This is a genomic window from Rhizobium sp. ZK1 (assembly GCF_047782645.1).
Lineage (GTDB): Bacteria > Pseudomonadota > Alphaproteobacteria > Rhizobiales > Rhizobiaceae > Rhizobium.
Window position 1 is genome coordinate 1922010 of record NZ_CP180587.1, and the last position, 16742, is coordinate 1938751.

General features: G+C 57.1%; 13 protein-coding genes and 5 pseudogenes. 9 read left to right on the top strand and 9 right to left on the bottom strand.

All coding sequences use genetic code 11. The annotated features are described in order from the left end of the window. Window positions 1-207 precede the first annotated feature (207 nt). The gene (locus ACK9YZ_RS31440) at window positions 208-363 is read right to left on the bottom strand and encodes a hypothetical protein (protein WP_416067395.1); all 156 of its coding nucleotides are present in this window, start codon (window positions 361-363) and stop codon (window positions 208-210) included. Between the two features lie 438 nt (window positions 364-801). Beyond that, window positions 802-3030 (bottom strand): hypothetical protein, encoded by a 2229-nt coding sequence (locus ACK9YZ_RS31445; protein ID WP_416067396.1) that lies wholly within the window; start codon window positions 3028-3030, stop codon window positions 802-804. Between the two features lie 399 nt (window positions 3031-3429). Between ACK9YZ_RS31445 and ACK9YZ_RS31450 the strand changes: the two are divergent. Further along, window positions 3430-4467: pseudogene (locus ACK9YZ_RS31450) on the top strand (type IV secretory system conjugative DNA transfer family protein); the annotation flags it as partial. A 91-nt stretch (window positions 4468-4558) separates the two neighbouring features. Next, a pseudogene (locus ACK9YZ_RS31455) lies at window positions 4559-4788 on the top strand (WGR domain-containing protein); the annotation flags it as partial. Window positions 4789-5148: 360 nt separating this feature from the next. Here ACK9YZ_RS31455 and ACK9YZ_RS31460 read toward each other — a convergent pair. Together ACK9YZ_RS31460 and ACK9YZ_RS31465 are read right to left on the bottom strand one after the other, a co-directional pair. After that, complete coding sequence (locus tag ACK9YZ_RS31460; protein ID WP_416067397.1) at window positions 5149-5454, bottom strand: hypothetical protein; 306 nt, start codon at window positions 5452-5454, stop codon at window positions 5149-5151. A gap of 211 nt (window positions 5455-5665) precedes the next feature. Continuing rightward, window positions 5666-6904, bottom strand: coding sequence for a hypothetical protein (locus ACK9YZ_RS31465; protein ID WP_416067398.1), 1239 nt, complete (start codon window positions 6902-6904; stop codon window positions 5666-5668). A 731-nt stretch (window positions 6905-7635) separates the two neighbouring features. On the opposite strand from ACK9YZ_RS31465, the gene ACK9YZ_RS31470 reads away from it, so the two are divergent. Continuing rightward, complete coding sequence (locus ACK9YZ_RS31470; protein ID WP_416067399.1) at window positions 7636-9102, top strand: F-box protein; 1467 nt, start codon at window positions 7636-7638, stop codon at window positions 9100-9102. A 438-nt stretch (window positions 9103-9540) separates the two neighbouring features. On the opposite strand, the gene ACK9YZ_RS31475 is transcribed toward ACK9YZ_RS31470, so the two are convergent. From ACK9YZ_RS31475 to ACK9YZ_RS31485, 3 genes are all read right to left on the bottom strand, one after another. Continuing rightward, a complete protein-coding gene (locus tag ACK9YZ_RS31475; RefSeq protein WP_416067400.1) occupies window positions 9541-9906 on the bottom strand; it encodes a hypothetical protein in 366 nt (121 codons plus the stop codon). Then, window positions 9903-10226 carry a hypothetical protein gene (locus tag ACK9YZ_RS31480; RefSeq protein ID WP_416067401.1) on the bottom strand — a complete coding sequence of 108 codons (324 nt, stop codon included), beginning with the start codon at window positions 10224-10226 and terminating at the stop codon, window positions 9903-9905. The genes ACK9YZ_RS31475 and ACK9YZ_RS31480 overlap by 4 nt, the downstream gene beginning before the upstream one ends. A gap of 290 nt (window positions 10227-10516) precedes the next feature. After that, window positions 10517-10681 (bottom strand): hypothetical protein, encoded by a 165-nt coding sequence (locus ACK9YZ_RS31485; protein WP_416067402.1) that lies wholly within the window; start codon window positions 10679-10681, stop codon window positions 10517-10519. Window positions 10682-11750: 1069 nt separating this feature from the next. Here ACK9YZ_RS31485 and ACK9YZ_RS31490 point away from each other — a divergent pair. The 4 genes and pseudogenes from ACK9YZ_RS31490 (at window position 11751) to ACK9YZ_RS31505 (ending at window position 14998) form a co-directional block, all read left to right on the top strand. Beyond that, a pseudogene (locus ACK9YZ_RS31490) lies at window positions 11751-12924 on the top strand (site-specific integrase). Window positions 12925-13046: 122 nt separating this feature from the next. Next, window positions 13047-14165 (top strand): serine hydrolase domain-containing protein, encoded by a 1119-nt coding sequence (locus ACK9YZ_RS31495; RefSeq protein ID WP_416067403.1) that lies wholly within the window; start codon window positions 13047-13049, stop codon window positions 14163-14165. A 159-nt stretch (window positions 14166-14324) separates the two neighbouring features. Further along, window positions 14325-14597: an antitoxin gene (locus tag ACK9YZ_RS31500; RefSeq protein ID WP_416067404.1), complete on the top strand. Its 273-nt coding sequence runs from the start codon at window positions 14325-14327 to the stop codon at window positions 14595-14597. Beyond that, complete coding sequence (locus ACK9YZ_RS31505; RefSeq protein ID WP_416067405.1) at window positions 14594-14998, top strand: type II toxin-antitoxin system VapC family toxin; 405 nt, start codon at window positions 14594-14596, stop codon at window positions 14996-14998. The genes ACK9YZ_RS31500 and ACK9YZ_RS31505 overlap by 4 nt, the downstream gene beginning before the upstream one ends. A 205-nt stretch (window positions 14999-15203) precedes the next feature. On the opposite strand, the pseudogene ACK9YZ_RS31510 reads toward ACK9YZ_RS31505, so the two are convergent. Further along, a pseudogene (locus ACK9YZ_RS31510) lies at window positions 15204-15636 on the bottom strand (plasmid maintenance toxin (PemK-like)). Beyond that, window positions 15623-15898 carry a type II toxin-antitoxin system Phd/YefM family antitoxin gene (locus ACK9YZ_RS31515; RefSeq protein ID WP_416067406.1) on the bottom strand — a complete coding sequence of 92 codons (276 nt, stop codon included), beginning with the start codon at window positions 15896-15898 and terminating at the stop codon, window positions 15623-15625. The pseudogene ACK9YZ_RS31510 and the gene ACK9YZ_RS31515 overlap by 14 nt, the downstream one beginning before the upstream one ends. Window positions 15899-16050: 152 nt before the next feature. Here ACK9YZ_RS31515 and ACK9YZ_RS31520 point away from each other — a divergent pair, with 152 nt between their 5' ends. Then, entirely contained in the window at window positions 16051-16218 is a 168-nt protein-coding gene (locus ACK9YZ_RS31520) for a hypothetical protein (protein ID WP_416067407.1), read from the top strand. A gap of 144 nt (window positions 16219-16362) precedes the next feature. Beyond that, window positions 16363-16633: pseudogene (locus ACK9YZ_RS31525) on the top strand (integrase); the annotation flags it as partial. Between the last annotated feature and the right edge of the window lie 109 nt (window positions 16634-16742).

The following is a 16742-nucleotide window of genomic DNA, read 5'->3' on the forward strand; positions in this document are numbered from 1 at the left end:
CACCATCCGGTTCCTGTCGAGATGCTAAGACCATAGGGGGAATGGCTCTGGCGCCGTTACGCTATATTTGTATATCGGTATGCATTTCCGTCATGTCCGCCTCCGCCAGGTCTTTCCGATGCGCGATCGCCTTCAGTCGGCCCGAAGCGTTTCCACGAAAAGACGCTTGTGATGTGTTGAAGGGCGCATGCCGGCGAAATTGTTGTATCAGCCGCTCCCGTCTGGCAGTAGTACGGCTTTGGTGTTGCGGCGGGTCTGGGCGATCTCGTCGAGCACGAAAACGACCGGCATCGTCGGTCCGGACTTTCGACCACGGATCGCCTGCCAGGAAACGACAATCCCACGCAGGCAGTATCTCTTCAACGAGACAGGTTCAAATCGAAAACAGGGCCGGAGCGCATGGGCGATCACAGGGGGTGGCAGGCCATGACGCTTGTATCTGACAACGCGCTGGATCATGGCCGCCAACTATCGGCCAATGGCGTTCATCGCTGGCTAACCTGACATTGCCCTCGGGTCGTCCAGGCGCTGGTGCAATGGGCGGCGGATCCGTCTATCCGATCGTTTTGCCACCTGATCACAGCATGATCGCAACGCGCCATACAACCACCCTCTGCGTATTGTCGGGGCACCAGCGGCGGACTTGCCATATAGTGCATGGGAACGAACGACGATCGGATCTGGTTTGATCGCAAGGCGACGCTTTCGCGAATGAAATCACCTCGCCGCTTGTTCTTTATGCCACGTCATCAAACCACCGCTTCTCGGCCTTTGCGCGTCATGTTCATGAAAGGAGGCCGATCATTGCAGGGTAACTTGATGTGCCAAGCCGAGCGTGTCCTCGTGATCAACAAGTTCACCGATGCGCGCGCGGGTGATATTTCCCAACCAGGCCTCTTCAGGATCTGTCAATCGGGGAACCAGCCGCTTCCGAAGATCGCTGAAGTTGTCAGCTTCAACGTCGGTCAGCGGGACAGGCCATCCGTTTGCCATGGCATCAAGCATTCCTAGCAATAACGTAGCTTCTGCCATATAGACGCGTCGTTGAAGCAATATTCCCTCATGTAGCTGATCCTCTCCGTGCCTCGGTTGTGCCTTGTTCACGGCATCCCGGCAATTTGCGAGTGTCGATTGAAAGAAGACGGTTTTCGGTCGACGAGGATCTTCATCTATGAATCCGTCGGCCATAGCGATCGCCCTTTGTGTCGCGGCCACCACTTTTGACTTCTCCAAACAATCCTTCCTTTTCGACAGAAAGGATTCCGCATACGTATCGCCCAGGGTGCGCCTTGTGACGTCCACCAATTCATTTTGACGCTCCCATGCCAACATCGAGTGCGCCCAATCCGTGGTGAAGATCTTTTTGCGCTCGTCAGACGTCGTGCGCAGTGAGGCGGAACCAGGCATCGTACCATCCGGCGCGTTGAAAAGTTCCGTCAGTATCTCTCCATATATTCGCTTCTCGCGCTCGATCATCTCGCCGCGCAGACTGATGTTCGATGTCGCTGATGCGTCCATCTCCTCGAACAGTTGCACCAGACCCAACCGGATATCGTCGCGTTGTGCTTCGTCTGCCAGATCGAATATCTTTCCCCCGAACCTGTAATTTTCGAAGGTGCTGCTTTCGAATGGATTGTCCGTGGGTATGGCTTCGGCAGCGGATGTCTCGTGCAACGCGCCAGCATCGGCGCTGTTTTGAAGTCGCGACCCGGCCAGGATCTCGAGCATTTTCTCAAGGGTATCCTGTTTGGGTTTTCGCGACTCTTCCGACGCCTGCACGAATGTGATGACTTCGTTGTAATGGTTCATTTCTCCGGCTTGGGCGAGCAGCGCCTTGTTCTCCTCGCTCAGCTCAAAAAGGCCCTTGCGTGCGGCGAGATATATCCGGGATGTTTCCTCATAAAGCGTATGGAGTTGAGCGTCGCCGACGTTTTGGCTTTGCGGATCTTGGATCCAGGTCAGCCATCTCTCAACAGAGAGCGGGAACAATTCGTCGACGAGGGTCGTCATTCGCGCTGAATTCTTAAGGGCTGGCTCCGCACTATCAGACAGTAGGGTGCCAACTTCCTCGTGCTCGACCTTTTCACCGAGGTATTTCGACAATCCGGTCGCTAGTCGAGACTCGGAGGCAGAGGCTTCAAAGATCAGTCTCAAGTGTTTGAGTGCAGCGTCGAGGTCCGTGTTGATAAAATGATCCTCGTGGAGGATCTTTAGAACCGCCTTGCAGCGGTTGGCTCTTTGCGTGAGAATGTTCAATTCATCTTGCAGTTTTTGCGACCCAACGTCTCGCAATTCCAAAAAAGCCCTGCTTTCCAGCAACAAATCAGCTTGCCGGGTTTGAGATCGAGCAAGCCCTACTTGCCGCCGAAGGTCTTCCACCTGGCGATTATAGTCCTTCGTGACGCCCTCTATTTCGGCCGTCGATGTGCCATCGGCAATGGCATTAATGCTGTCGGCGTAGCCACTATACTTGAACACTCTCGCGCGATTCGTGACGGTTTCAATGCCGTCGACAATCCGTAAAAGATCTTTGACGATAGCGTTTGAGCTTTCCGTCTCGATCAACTCTATTTCGGCACGCCACATGACAGCCAGGCTGTCGGAGAGTGAAACCAAGGAGATCCATTCATCGATGTATTCCTCCAGTGCCATGCCGTTGTTTGTCGCCCAGGCAATGATGTCAGCTTGTACCTGTTCAGCATGAGGCAGGGTCAGGAACTCGTCCGCCTTCGCCAATTCGCGAAGGTTGGCTATCAGCACATCAGCCGCGTCATCGAACTTCAGTGACCTTTTGGCTTCCTCGATGGTCGCCTGGACGTCCGCGCGGTTTTCTGTGAGAGCGTCATCCATAATGCGCTGGTTAAATAATACTTGCTCCCGGACGAGCGAGAGAGCGTCGTGCATCCGCGCATCGGCTGCGGCAAGCGTTTCGTCGCTCGGGCCACTGTCGCTGGAGTCGCTCTTCGCAAGCTTCGATATTGCATCCGTGCTGATCGGCTTGAATGCGTCGACGGTAAACGGAAATGTCATCACTCACACTCACAAAACGTGGATTTTGGCAAAATGCAGCAGGCGTCCGTCTGGCTCGTCATGCTGGTGCGGTCGCTAGGCTGGCATTTGGTGTTGTTTTCTCACAATGATTTTCTGATATGGTCATCATCCGCAACGCACTGCGTTGACGGTCAGAACCCCGCTGTCGAAAGACGCCAGACATGTTTGAGCGTGGCCGCGGCCTCGCTCGCGTCGTCCGAAAAAAATCGCGCGACCACCACGCCTTCGCGTCCTTTGTCCTGAGACGGCGGACACAGGAAGGGAAGTCGCCTATTGCCGATTGCCATGCGCTGGTGAACCCGGTCGCCGTGAGCGTTCCAAGGCTTATGTGCCGCGGGAGGCGAGCGCCGTCGCCGAAGCCTGTTGTCCTCGGGCTGCGATCCGTTCGGCGTCGCCAGCGGGCCGTCGGCAGCCTTCAATCCGCTGGACGGTTTCGATCCTGAGAACATCGATGTTGCTGAAGACGTCTCGACGCTTCCCGACGCGCTGGTGTTCGACGAGCCGGGTCTTTCGGGTGACGCCCATTGGAACGAGGAGGCCAAGGCGCTGATTTCGGGATTGCTGCTCCATGCGATGCTCCGTCACTATCTGACGCTGGCGCCGGAAGCGTTTCGTCGCCTCCTCGACGACATGCAGGCGAGTGAGGCGGTCAACGGCCTGATTGCGCGGGCGGCCAACCGGCATCTCGGGAAATCGGATCGCGAGGCGAGCGGCGTGCTGTCGGCGGCCCAGCGCCATACGCATTTCCTCGACAGTCCACGCATGACCGACGTCCTGGCGCGCTCGGATTTCCGGTTCGCTGATCTCAAGGCGAATACTTCAACCGTCTTACTTGTTCTGCCACCGGACCGACTTGCGGCCTACTCCCGATGGCTCCGCCTGCTCGTTGCCCAGATCCTGACCGAGATGGCGCGCACGCCACCCTCGCCGCAAGGATTCGCGACGCCTGTTCTTTATCTTCTCGATGAGTTCGCAAGCCTCGGACATCTCGCGCCGATCGAACGCGCCATGGGCCTGATGGCCGGATACGGCGTGCAGCTGTGGCCGATCGTCCAGGACATTCACCAACTGCGCGCCACCTATGGCCAGCGCGCCGGCACGTTCCTCTCGAATGCCGGCGTGCTGCAGGTGTTCGGTGTCAACGACCATGACAGTGCGCGGCTGGTCTCCGATCTGCTCGGCCAGGAGACGGTCGTGTTCAGCACGGCGGCGCGTGCGCTCGATTCCGAAAAGTCCGGTCTGTCCTTCGCCGAGCAGCATGTCGGCCGCCCTCTCCTCACGCCGGACGAAGTGCGCAATCTGCCGGCAAGCGTTGAGCTCATGTTCATCGCTGGACAGCGGCCGATCGCGGCAACGAAGCTGCGCTACTATGCCGATCCCGAGTTCGAGGGACTGTTTCAAAGATCGCAAGACTGATCCGACGACATCAAAAACGCGAATCGGTCGACCGTGATCGATTCACAAATGTCGTTGGACGCAGAGAAGCAGTTTTTGCGATCCTGCCCGCATGAGCACGCAGTCCCATCATCTCTATGCCGAACGTATCGATGCATCGAAGAACATGGCGCGCTACTATGCGGTTTCGATCGAGCCGACTCTGTTTGGCGAAACGTCACAGATCCGCAGCGGGGGCGGATCGGCAGTCGCGGTCAGCGCATGGTGCATGTCTTCAAAAGCGAATCGGAAGCGTTCGATTTGTCCCTCGAGCTGCTACGCATCAAAAGTCGCCGCGGCTATCGATTGCGGTTTCCGATCGGAAGGGAACCAGGCGTCCTGGCTGCGGCCCAGCCACCCACCGCGATATGCGAGAGTTTTCCAGGTTGGACGAGCGCGTCTCAAACCTGCGCCGAACCAAACAGCGACCGGGAATAGGAGAGTGCCGTTGTCCCGGCAAGTGTCGCAGGTGAGGAGGAAATGTACGGACCAGCGTCGGTCGGTGCCCTGTCGCCTCGCCAGGCCCAACCATCGACGCGGTCCCGTGAAAACTTCAAACCGAGACGAGGCGACATAACCTACTGGCCGTATTGCAATAATGGCGTATCTTGCTTGGGAGCCGCGGCGAGATCCACGAGCGATGCCAAACCGCAAGGCGCACCCTTAGCGCGTTTCGACCTCGCGTATATTCGTGACCAATATCTTGCTGTCCGTTCCATACCCAATAAGTGCGATTGAGAGCGCCTCGGTGACACTGTTCGCCTCTTCGTCGCTGGCGATCAGTTCGAGTTTGAAAGCCGCCTTTTCATCAGTCTGATGTTGGATGCCATTGTAATTGACGACCCTGATGTTCTTTGGCGCGATGTCTTTGACGTCCGAGACAATGAACTCGAAGTGGAAATGCTCGGAAAGCGTCTCCCGCAATTCGTATATCCTGGACGGTGGAAATATGACTTCAATTTTTTTCACGTATTACTCCTCTTCGGAATGTCGAGGGCTGTCGCTCGCCAATCCATATTATCCGTTCTCGAAATCGCATTCATTTGCGTCTCCGTTTCGTTGTTGTTGAATAGAAGGTAAGGCGCCGACCTCAGGTCGATTGATAAGGCGTTTCATGCCTGGAGACAGGCAACGAGCGGTAATACACCGGAGGTCGATGCCGTAGAAACAACCCGCTGACCTACCGAAAATCCCCCGTTGGGTGCCCGGTCGCCCCCTCGTCCGCGGCCCGCTCCAGGAGCTGCTGGGTGCGCTCCAGGAAACGATCAAATGGCTTTCGCGCGGCATACAGTATGTGGACACGTCCATTCACCTGTCCTGTCGCAATCGTATGGTCTGCGTCTTTTTCCCCGATAGACAACGGCCCCCAAACAGCGTCTACCCGAATTGCGCCATAAGACTGAGCGAATTGATGTCCGAGATGACCCAAGCGCAGTCGATGGGAAGCGCTCGCAGAAGATGCGTCGTCTCTCATTAAAGGAATACTGTCAGGCACGCTCGCCGATGGGGATATCCCGTGGTTGCTGCCTTCCTTTCGCATCTCGCAGGAGAAATCTGACGCTAGGGACCGCGCCAGGGTAAACACGTCGGTCTCGTCGACGAGGGTGTAGTCTTTCTTATGAAGCGCGCTTTCAACGACGCAGCAGGACGGAGCTTGGCGACGAGAAAGACGAATTTCACCAAGGACGCGCCTCATATCGCTTTCATGGCGACCAGCTCGAAACTGAGCGCATTTGACCAGCGCCGCTGACATGAGGTCCCCGAGGTTGAGCCCATGCCTGTGCGCCACCATGTCAAGCCGAGCGGTCAATGCCGGCGACAAGCGGGCACTGTTGATATGCGGCTCGCTCCATGCCATCGTACACAAGGCGGCTAGCGATGTGGCCTTCCCTTCGCGCCCTCGTGGGATCGCAACCGCGGCCGGGAAACACTGTCTTACGATCGACCCGCCACCGATCACCGTCAGCAAATCGCTCATCACCCTGGAAAGTGCGCTTGCATCCGCAATCGCTGCGTGCGCGACGAGCATGAGAGTCGAAGCTTCGGCGCCATGCAGAAGGACGGCCCTCGCCAGCGGGCTGGAATGCCGAATCTTGTCTTTCAGCTCGATCGAGATGGCTCCTTTCCAGTCCTCTTCATCGCAACCTGACACCTCCAGCGGAAACGGTCGCCTGGGCAGGTCGAAGAATGCCGGTCGCCCTTCATAGTCGAGCGCGATCTCAACACCCAGCAAAGGGTGACAACGCCGCACTTCGTCAAGCGCTCGTTGCCAATCTTGGATGGTTGTCCTCCCGGATACCTCCACGATGATGACAACTCTCGGCTGCCGGGAAACGGTCTCATGCCAGCGACACCGCTCGAGGGGGCCGAGCAGTCGCAACGGACGAGGAATGAGACCAAACAAGGCGATGTCCATCATGATCAAGCTCTTCGTGTGTCGTGTAGACGCGCAGCCATGGGAGCACGCCACCAATGAAGTGTAGGTCTTTTCGGGGAGCCAGAATTGCCGAAGCGGATATCACGGATGTTTCAGATCGCTATTAGTCGGTTGTAGCTGTAGTCAAACACCGGATTGCGATCATAGCTTCGCGCAGGTCTCCCGGCTGGCGAGGTCGGTTCCCGAGCGCAGTGTTCTGGATCCACCGCAGGAGCCGATATTGTTCGTGCTACCCGCGGACTGTTGGATAAGGGACTCGATGAAGCAGTTACCGGGCATTCCACTCGATTTAGCGACATTAATTCCTACCCATGCGGGCGAGGTACACCGGCAGCGTACCGATCGTGCCGGGACAGACCGTAGCCATTCGCAATATTCCGTGCCGTGATGCCGGCCAGCAGGGGGACGAGCCGCCCACCTGGTTTCCGGACAAGCAACGGAAATGTCCCGGGCCGCCGACGTCCGCGCAGGTGTCACCCTCGTGATGTTACACCTGCAACCAACGCCTGAAGAATCGATGTTCTTATGAAATCTGCAAATTCCAAGGCAGTCATTGCCAGAAGCGGTGCCAGAGCAAGTCCATAAGGCTTTTCGGCCCACCGCACCGGCGATCCGGCAATTCCTCAATTTCAAGCGAGCATGCGTCGGTGATCGGGCAATGCCGGTTTGCCAATTCCGTCACAGTCACACGGTTCCAGAAGGGAGTTTGTGGAATGGTTTGGAAACAAGAGCAGACGAGTTGGATGGAGGTGGTGGTGGAGTTGCCGCCAGAGATGTTTCTCGAAATCAACAAGCACCTAGATCCGATCGATCTGCTGACCATGTCCCAGGTAAATTCCGCTCGAAGACAGCAAATCCTCTCAGATCCACATTGGAACGCGGATCGGCTGCAAGCCATTGGCGCCCAGAAAGCCTGGCAAGGTCTGATGGCGGCGCATTCGGAAAACGTGATGGCTGCCGTAGCACGCTTTTTCAAGGGGCTTTTGACGGATGACCCACCAACTGCTGCCGAGCGGCTCGTGGATCTTGACGACCTTGAGTTGCTCAAGACCCTTGCCCGGCGAAGCGACTGCCTGACACCTCAGCAGCAATTGGATCTATGCGCAGCCATAAAGACAATGGCCAATAAAGAACCGAATGAACTGAACAGACATGATCAAGACGTCTGCCTCAGAACGTTTGCTCCGCATTTTGCGGCTCTTTCGCCGGAGCTTCGCAGTGAGCTTATCAAGGAGGCTGACAAGACGCCGCATCTACCCTCCGGCTTGGAATTCCTGGCATATGGACTGCCGGCGTTTTCTGCCGACCGGCACGAGGAATGGGTCGCCGGGATCGAAAAAATCGGTTCGGCGAGAGCGCGCTGGCTAGCAGCAAAAGGCTTCGCGGTCGGCCTCGAGTGGCTTTCTGTGGAGAGGCGCGACCGGCTCCTCGCTGTGGTCAAAGCACTTCCCCCTAAAATGAGCGTGCAAGCGCTCGAGCCGTTCGTCGAGCGTATAGAAATCTTCCAGGCGCTTGAACGCCAGGACCTGATCGATCATGCGAAGTCTATCCAGGACGAAAACACTCGCCTGAGCCTTCTCGCTAATTTCGGCGCCGTTCTTCGGGCGCTTTCTCCCGATCAACACGAAGACTTGATCACGATATTTGAAAGTTGCGCGAACGGGCGATTGCTGGGCCGGTTTTCAGTGGGCGCAGCTGCCCTTTCGCACGATCTTCTTCAGCGCCTCTTCAATACAAACGCGAGCTTGCAGGTTGCTCAGGAGCGTCAGCATGCACTGGCCGGTTTTGCCCCCGCCCTTTGTGCTTTGTCTCCCGAACAGCGTCAAACTGTGATCGACGATGGCATAGTTCCGCTGATCGAAACGCGCCCCGACCTGTTAGCGGGTCTGCGTCGCGGCTTAACAACACTTACGTTGCAGGGAGCAGGTGATAAGGTCGGCAGCGAATTCGAAGACCATGTAAGGAACAAGGGCCATAGACTTGACGCTCAACTCGAGGATCATATCCTTCGCGCTATCACGGCTCTCGACCCCGAAAAGCAAGCTCAGGCCTTGACCGCCTTGGGACAGGGACTGGCGGCCTTTGCGCCAGACCTTTTCACGAAACTGCGGTCAATCGCGCGCAAAATCAACGATGAAAAATTGCGAAGAAGGACAGAATTAGCCTTGTCCCTGAGCTGATTTTCGATGAGGCGGGGCGTGCGGAGTTCTTAGCGATGAGGAGCGAAAATCGTTCGCGACAATTGGAGACCACCTTGAAAACGGGTTCCAAATCGCCGGCGAGCCACTGCATTCGGACTTCCAGCATGGCTGGCGGCACGGTCTACAACGACGATTGGCTGGAGGCGCGTCAACTGCTCAGCGCAACCGCCCACCGTCGTATCGAGCGGATGTTCGGATCCTATCAAGACTCCGTTCGGATGGCTGATTTCGTTCTCGAGGAAGCCGTCCGCCAACAGCCTCGTCAACGCCCGCATGAACAAGAAACGTCAAATGCGCTGGTCGCCCGTCGGCGCTCACCGGGTTCTTCAGGTCAGAGCCGCAGTCGCAGACGGCCGCCTCAAACAAGCCAAGTTTGCCCTGGCCGCTTGCCCCCCCAACGTTTTTCCCGCTCCCTGATCACAGTTCCAAATTCTGAATATCGATATCGGTCGAAATGACCCACACATTCTGTTCCATATGCTCTAGGAATTCCTCCGGAATCCCCACCGAGTATTTTTCAATATAATATGCCAAGTCGCTCGGCCACAAGAAAACCCCATCCGTCAATAGAGACAAAGCCCCAATTATGTTTCGCTCAGCGGAAATCACATCTCTCGACACCCCAGGAGACACCACACAAGCGGCGCCCGATCTTAGATAGGAAATGACCTTTGCTTTCTTTTCTAAAGAGAACTCCGAGAACGACGAATTTATACTCAATCCATCAGGACCCCCATAGGGCAGCTCTCGAAAAAAACCGATACGCTTCAATTGTTTTTTCATGGTTTAACTCCCGGCGTAAATGTGTTCCACGCTCCGCTGTTGACGGTTGCTTCTGAACCTACAGTGAGAGTGCCGTTAGGGTGAATCCAAACCGTGTCACTTGGCGCCGTAACAGGAGCGCCAATTTGGTTTGCCAATTTTTGCGCTGCCGTGGCATTGCAAGCGCCAGTGCCACAAGAAATGAGCCTCACCGGTTCTCCGGAGTAGCCGTTAGCTTTCATATATTGTGATAGATTATTAGTACTTATTTTTGTCCAATTCCCATCTGCTGTCTGAACGAAAAATCCATTCGCTTCGCCATGCACGACCACGTCGAACACGCCCTTCTGGGGTTTGACCCAACCAGCGGCCGTGCGCAAGTTCCCATCAGCCCCTACCAAACTTATCACTGGATAGATTGCACCAGCGCACCGCTGGCCATCGATAAATACAGAGTATCGATAGTGAGCGATTTCGATCTTCAGAATGCAAATTTGACATCGGACGTATAGCTAATCGCTACGACTTGCCGATCGATGGGCCTTGGCGCGGACAAGCGCGACGAAGCGTTGTTTGACAGCGGCAGCAGTGACAGTCGATGTCATTGGGACGTGGCACCGCCTGGCAGAAGCTATTCCTCTTCTTCATCCTGTCCGATTGTGTCAAACCAGGCGCCGACAAAAAAAGCGGCTATGAAAATAAGGATATAAACCAGATACTTAGCATCGAGACCCAGGCTGTCGTAGCCGGCTAGGGCCGCGATTGTAATAAAACCTAAGATAATTTTCGCGTTCACGACGGTTCTCTAATACTCTCCTAGGGATTGAAGAGTGAGGTTGATGGCGCCTTCTCCACCACGTCCGCGAGTAAATCAAGAAATATTCGGGAACAAGACAAAGCAGGAGGACCTGCGCGTGTATGTGCGCTGTCTTGGCAACACCTAATCGCGGCTCGGCGAGCGCGTCTGGGCGCGCCTGCCCGCGGATAGCCCGCCGGCCAATGTTGTCGTGGCCCGCTGCGCTGCCTTCGGTGTCCAGATTTCCGATAGCGAAGCCTTTGGAGCCGGCTTCGGTCGGTTCATCCGGATTGCGCTGAACGAACCCGAACCTCAACTGGTCAAAGCAGTGTCTCGCCTCACTTTCGCAATGGAGAAGATCGATGAAGCTGCATGATAACCCATGGATCCTTTCCGTTCAGATGGACGTGGATCCCAGCAGGAAGCTCTGTTCCAGGAAATCTGCGAGGCAGAGCATATCCCAGCGTTAATGGAGGTGCCGAGGGTGCGGTCGGTGCGCCGAGTCCGCCGCGAGGAGCATCTGTCGATCGCTCTGGGAGGCGAAACGCACGTTCTGTCATTTCCCGGCGAACCGAAGTTCACTGCCTTCTACGAAATCGACAGCCCGGACGTCGTCTTGGGCCAGGGATGGGCAAGGGCTGTTGATTCCGGCAGATGGTCCTCGCATGTGCGGCCTTTCACGAGTAATCGGCGCCATACGATTCACTCGACCATTTCATGGAGGCGCGGTGGATAAGCAAGCTCGGTGCGAATTATGTTAAGCTTCTCCGGCCGCGGCTTCAAACTGCAGCCGCTTCTTTATCCATGCGGCTTCGTGTTTGACTGGTCGTTTCTGGCGAGCCATGTTGAATTCAAGGGCAACTTGAAGTCGCCTTGCTAAACATCCGCTTCGCGCCCCGAAAAGAGGTCATCAAGCCACCGAACGCTGTCGCGTTCATTCCAGCCATTCCAGAAGATTCCAACGAACCTGGCAGATACTAAACTGTATCATTCCAAGGAAATTGATTCCGCTTAGTCAAGTGGATCGACACTGTTAATGTCAGGGCAAATCACAGCGCCAGAGCCGACCATGCCAAAGCCGAAAGCCCTGCCCTCCCCCGCCGATCCGGTGCAAAACCGCGCCGAAGAACTTGATGCGCTAGACGCCATCTTGCCGTTCGCCCGCCGCGATCAGCTGGCGACGCTGCTGACCGACGAGGATGTCGCCACCCTCAAGCATCTCGCCAAGGAGGGCATGGGTGCCAATACGCTGAGGGCGCTTGCCTCCGACCTCGGCTATCTCGAGGCCTGGTGCGAGTTGGCCACCGGCGCTCCCCTTCCCTGGCCGGCGCCGGAGAGTCTGCTGCTCAAATTCGTCGCCCATCATCTCTGGGATCCGTTGCACGCGCCGAGGATTCCAGCCACGGCATGCCGGCCGTGATCGAGATGGCATTACGTGCCAAAGGTCTGCTACGGGCCAACGGCCCGCATGGGCCGGATACGGTGCGCCGGCGACTGACCTCGTGGTCGATCCTCACCCGTTGGCGCGGCTTGAGCGGATCGTTTACCGCTCCTTCCCTGAAATCTGCGCTCAGGCTCGCCGTGCGGGCCAGCGCTCGGCCAAGGCGGCGCAAGAGTAAAAGGGCGGTCACCGGCGATGTGTTGGCAAAGCTGCTGGCCACCTGTGCCGGCGAGCGCATGGTCGATCTTCGCGACCGCGCCCTGTTGCTCACCGCCTTTGCCTCCGGCGGCCGCCGACGCTCCGAAGTTGCTGACCTGCGCGTCGAGGATCTCGTCGACGAAGAGCCGGAGCATGCCGATCCCCGAAACTCTGCCTCCCCTCTCGTGCCCTGCCTCACCATCAGACTGGGCCGCACGAAGACGACGACAGCAGACGACCGAGTGCATGTCGTTTTGATCGGACGGCCGGTCGTCGCCTTGAAGCAGTGGCTGGCGGCGGCGAAGATCGACACTGGACCGGTGTTCCGACGTATCGACCAATGGGGCAATATCGATCGCCGGGCTCTGACGCCGCAGTCGGTCAATCTGATCCTGAAGACGCGTTGCACAGCCAAGCTGGTCTCGATCGGGAGGTATTTTCGGCGCATGGGCTGCGATCTGGGTATCTCACCGAGGCGGCCAATGGCGACGTGCCGCTGCAGGAGGCCATGCAGCAATCCTTGCACAAGTCGGTGACGCAGGCGGCGAGCTACTATAGCAACGCCGAACGTAAGAACGGACGGGCAGCTCGATTGATCATGTGAGCGACGGTATCGCGATCACTTATGGTTCGACACAAGCACCTACCGGCACTGCGCTGCCTTGTGGACATAAGCGAAATATGTAGTCCTGTGCCTGCTTTGCAGGCCATTGGAGGATTGTTGCGATGAAGGCTCGGATCGACACGATTATCGAGAAGGCGATCGAGACAGGCAAGATCGTCGGCACTGTCGTGATCGTCGTCGAAGACGGAGAGACCGTATATAGCCGCGCCGCGGGTTATGCCGATCGCGAAATGGGGAAACCCGTCGAAATCGGGACCATATTTCGTCTCGCGTCCGTGAGTAAGCCGCTTGTAGCTGCCGCCGCCTTAGCACTTGTCGACAAGGGGAGGCTTGCTTTTGGCGACCTCGTGCGAGATCACCTTCCTTATTTCCAGCCTCGGCAGCCAGATGGAAAAATAGCCGATATCACCATCCATCACCTGCTCACTCATACGGCGGGCCTCAGCTATGGTGCGGACCCCAAAACCACGCCACCGGAGCGGATGTTCAATAGTGGTCTTTCCGATACAGACCTCGATTTTCAAGAGAATTTCGGCCGATTATCGACCTTTCCGCTCCTGGCCGCACCGGGCACGCTCTGGTCTTACTCGATCGCTATCGACGTCCTTGGGGCAGTCATAGCGCGGATCGAAGGCTGCAGCCTGGATGAAGTCGTGCGTCATCACGTGCTCGAACCGCTTGGGATGAGCGACACCGGTTTCTCGGTCAGTGACCTGGAGCGACTTGCTACGCCTTATGCTGATGGCAATCCGACCGCCGTCCGGATGAATGATCGGCATCTGGTCCCGGACAGTGATGGCAACTTGCTGACCTTTGCGCCGTTGCGGCTCTTCAACCCAAAGGCTTTCCAATCCGGTGGCGCCGGCATGGTGGGGACGGCGCCGGATCTGATCTCCTTTCTTGAAACCATTCGTCAGGGCGGGGCTCCCATCTTGAAGGAGGACACGGCGAGGGCGGCGCTTCTCAACCAGATCGGTAATATCCCGCGCCGAGCCGAACCAGGACAGGAGTTCTCCTTTTTGGGCGCGGTGATTCAGGATCCGGTTCTGGCAGAGTCTCCGATGTCAAAAGCATCGGTAACCTGGGGCGGAGTCTATGGGCACAGTTGGTTCATCGATCCCGTGAAAGGCATTTCCGCCGCGATCATGTCCAATACCGCCGTCGAAGGCTGTCTGGGATTGTACCCGCGAAATATCGCTCGGGCGATCTACGACCTTTAGTGGTTTTCTCGCAGAGGCCGTTCCCGGAGTTCGGAAGAGCGAGCCTGAGAGCAATCACACCTACCGCCTGACCTTGTGACGTGCTGAAGAACGGGGTGCCGGGCTTGAATTCGCACAACACGGCATATACATTCTGGCATATACAAAGGAGGCTTTCGAATGCCTGTGTCATTGCCATCATCAAGATCCAAAGAAGTGAAGCTCTTCCGCAACAACCGCAGCCAGGCCGTACGCATTCCTGCGGAATTTGAGTTGCCGGGTGATCGTGTGTTGATCCACCGGGAAGGGAACAAGCTCATCATCGAGCCCGTAACCAAGCCTTCCAACATCGTGGAACTTATTGCCGCGTGGAAGAATGAAGCTCCACTTGGGCCAGAAGACCAGTTCCCCGATATTGAGGATATGCCTGCCAAGCCGGAGGATATTTTTTGAACGGATATTTACTTGATACAAACATCATCAGCGACATCATACGCAATCCTTTCGGGCCGGCGGCACGGCGCATCGAAGATTTGGGTCCCAGGGAGATTTGCACCAGCATCGTCGTCGCATCGGAGTTGCGATACGGCTGCGCCAAAAAAGGATCGGCCAAGCTGTTGGCCAAGGTCCAGAGCGTACTGGAAACGCTTCCCATACTGCCGCTGGATATTCCCGCCGATATCAAATACGGCGACATCCGCGCAGAGTTGGAAGCTGCAGGGCAGACCATCGGCCTCAACGATCTGCTGATCGCCGCGCATGCCTGTGCACTAGACCTCACACTGGTGACGAATAATATGCGTGAGTTCCAGCGCATCCGCGGCCTCAACCTCGAAAACTGGCTTGAGAGATAGCGGGGCATCATGGCCGCGTCAGCTCCCTTCCCCGGTTCTCCGCGTCAAATCCGTCCAAAACCTCATAGCCAGGCTGATCCTTTTCCAGAACAGCCAGTTTTAGGAGGTTTCCGCCGTGGAAGCCCGCTGACGCGCATTTGGCGACTGGTAAATCCACGGCCCGCGCGGCCATGAATAACGCCGGTTCAGGGAAAAGATTATGCCGCTACTCGCTTCTTGGTGTCGCCCGATGCCGCTGCGACCGGGCCAGTTCGACAAAGCGACGCTTCACCTCGTTAAACAGCGCCGGCGGCAAAGGCCCGGCATATCCCGTCTCGCCATCGACCGGTCGGATATCCGGACCCGGCCAGACAAAGCGGTTGCTCTCGGTCAGCACAATCCAGGAACGATCGTCGTCGAGGCCAAGCCGTCGCTTGGTCGTTGCCGGAATCTCGATCGCGTCTTCTGCCTTGCCGGGTGGCGTGTGAGTGATCGGCAGAACGCGAACCGTCGGCGTGCCGTCCTCGAGACGCGCGACGATGGCCAGCACAAGCGCCGGGCGATCCTTGTCACCCTCCTCGACGGCCTTCGAGATATTGCCAATGCCAGAGATAGGAGTAGCGAAGGACCCAGCCGACCTTCGGCTCAATCGGCAGCATGCTTGCCGGTCAACCCGGTGTTGAGATGATCCAGGCCATCATCCATCTCAGACGCTTCGATCACTGCCAGCTCGTTGTCGCTGAGCGATGACGTCAGGTCAACACGCCTATCCCGCCTCGTCAGACGCATATAGTCTTCGTAGGCGATCAGCACCGTTCTTGGGCGACCGTTCTTGGTGATGATGACGGGATCGCGGGCAGCCGCGTCCTGATAGGCGCCGAAATTCTTCGAGACGGCGGCCGCCGTGACAGTGGAGGTCATGTCAAAACTCCTTTTTCACGGAATATACGGGTTTTCCGGAAGTGTTGGAACGTTGAGCTCCGTGTTAACGACAACGTAGACCGCCAGACGTGAGAACGGGTTCGCGACATCAAGACCTTGTCGGTTGGATGGAGCGAGCAAAGGAATATCATATGCGCATAGTGATCGATACGGACGAAGCGGCCCAACGGTTGGAGGACCTTCTGGACCTGATTGTGCCTAAAGACGAAGTGATTATTTGCTGCGATGGCACTCCAGTCGTTATACTCACGGCGATAACCAAAGACGAGAAAAAGCCCGACAGGGGTGAGCGCCAGTAATTGGCGGGCGAACCCTTAAGCGGCGACGGCAGTGCCAGCGCGATGGACGAGTTCTTAAAACTGGCCGCGGAAGGCCGTGCCGCTGTCGACCCCAACACCACTTCGGCACATGACGATCTTTACGACGAACACGGTTCTCCCGAAATGAACGCCACCATTGATCGCCGCGCGAAAGAGCTGGACACGATCGCCGCAGTGCTGCCGATCGAACGCCGCGATGAGCTCGCCGAGCTGCTCACCGACCAGGATGTCGAGGCTGCGGCATCTGGTCAACGAGGGCGTGGGCGGCAATACGCTGCGCGCTCTGACCTCCGATCTTGCCTATCTGCAGGCCTGGTCGCTTTCCGCCACCGGCTCGCCCCTGCCCTGGACGGCGCCGGAAGCGCCGCTGTTAAAATTCGTTGCCCATCATCTGTAGGACCCAGCGAAACGGCAGAGCGATTCCGATCGTGGCATGCCGGCCGGCCGAATCGCCCCGACTGTCAGCACAAATCTTGTCATCTATCTCCGGTTGCCATTAGCAA